2 protein-coding genes and 1 pseudogene are annotated in these 1,518 nt (G+C 72.2%); 2 read left to right on the plus strand and 1 reads right to left on the minus strand.

Annotated elements, in window-relative coordinates:
- Both JF597_RS54960 and JF597_RS54965 read left to right on the plus strand, forming a co-directional pair.
- Positions 1 to 502 (plus strand): annotated as a pseudogene (locus tag JF597_RS54960) (DNA topoisomerase IB); the annotation flags it as partial.
- A gap of 43 nt (positions 503 to 545) precedes the next feature.
- Complete coding sequence (locus JF597_RS54965; RefSeq protein WP_069760801.1) at positions 546 to 782, plus strand: hypothetical protein; 237 nt, start codon at positions 546 to 548, stop codon at positions 780 to 782.
- Between the two features lie 7 nt (positions 783 to 789).
- Here the strand turns inward: JF597_RS54965 and JF597_RS54970 are convergent.
- A partial coding sequence (locus JF597_RS54970) for a ricin-type beta-trefoil lectin domain protein (protein ID WP_294014719.1) occupies positions 790 to 1,518 on the minus strand: 729 nt, incomplete at its 5' end.

The raw sequence follows: 1,518 nt of genomic DNA on the forward strand, positions 1-1,518 counted from the left end.
CAAGGGGGGCACCGAACTGGTCCGCGCGCTCGTGGACGAGGACGCCCTGACCGTCGTACGCGCGCTCAAGCGCCGCAGGCACGGCGGGGACCGGCTGTTCGCGTACTGGGAGCGGGGCACCTGGCACGACCTGCACGGAGCCGACCTGAACGAGGCGCTGCGCCGGCTGTCCGGCACCGAAATCACCGCCAAGGACTTCCGCACCTGGCACGCCACGGTCCTGGCCGCCGTCGGCCTCGCCGTCACCGCCCAGGAGGCCCGGGCCACCCCGACGGCCCGCCGCCGGCAGATGGCCCGGACGGTGCGCGAGGTCAGCCACTACCTGGGCAACACGCCCGCGGTGTGCCGCGCCTCCTACATCGACCCACGGGTCTTCGAGCTGTTCGAAGAGGGGGAGACGATCGCCCCCGCGCTCACCCGGCTGGGCGAACACGGGGACTTCGGGCGGCCGGCCACCCAGGGCGCGGTCGAGGCGGCGGTCCTCGACCTGCTCGGCGGATGACGCACGACTCTCCCTCCCGCGCGATGCGTTCTACGCTCGTTCCATGACCGAAATCGCGAGCCCGCACATCGCCAATCCGCGGATCATCGTGCTCGGGGTCCAGCCGACCACGCCTCCCTTCCGGATCGTGGAGATCGACGGGGAGGTGGTCGGCGAGGCGAGGGCCGTCACCGACGTCCTGGAGGCGGCCGCCGCCTTCGGCATCACGGTGCACGACCTGGACGACCCGGACGTGGTCCGCTGGGTGGGCGGCGACAAGTTCACCTGGACCCGGCACTGATCCCGGTTCAGCCGACCGTCCACTTCTGGTTGGCGCCGCCCGTGCAGGTCCACAGCTGCAGCCGGGTGCCGTTGGCCGAGCTGTTGCCGGTCACGTCGAGGCACTTGTCGGCCTGCGGGTTGACGATGTCGCGTGCGCCCGTGACGGTCCACCGCTGGGCGCCGGAGCCGTTGCAGTCGTAGAGCTGGACCGCCGTCCCGTCCGCGGTGCCGCCGCCCGTCACGTCCAGGCACTTCCCGAGCGCGCGGATCGTTCCGTCCGAGCCGACGGTCCACTGCTGGGCGGCGGTGCCGTTGCAGTCGTAGAGCTGGACGGCCGTCCCGTTCGCGGGGGTCGCCCCGGCGACGTCCACGCACTTGCCGGCCAGGCCCCGGATTGCCGCCCCCGTCGCCGTGTCGCCGGTGGTCACCGACACGTGGTCCACGACGAGCTGCTGCGGAAAGACCGTGGAGCCGTCCGGGTCGCCGGGCCAGTAGCCGCCGACCGCGAGGTTCAGGATCAGGAAGAACGGCTTGTTGAACACCCAGGTGCGGCCGCCCAGGTCGGCGGGGGTGCGGCGCTGGTAGACGTTCCCGTCCACGGACCAGGTGATCGAGTCGGGTGCCCAGTCGACGGCGAAGGTGTGGAAGGCGTCCGCGAAGGCCTGGCCGTTCGGCAGGGAGTAGCCGGCGCCTATGCCGCCCGAGCCGGAGTAGCCGGGGCCGTGGATCGTGCCGTGGACGGTCGAGGGTTCGAA

Origin of the sequence: Streptomyces sp., from assembly GCF_019510245.1 — a bacterium.
GTDB lineage: Bacteria > Actinomycetota > Actinomycetes > Streptomycetales > Streptomycetaceae > Streptomyces.

Bases quoted from the DNA above. Each gene is read 5' to 3' on its own strand.
- JF597_RS54965 (WP_069760801.1), top strand. From the start codon at position 546: ATGACCGAAATCGCGAGCCCGCACATCGCCAATCCGCGGATCATCGTG.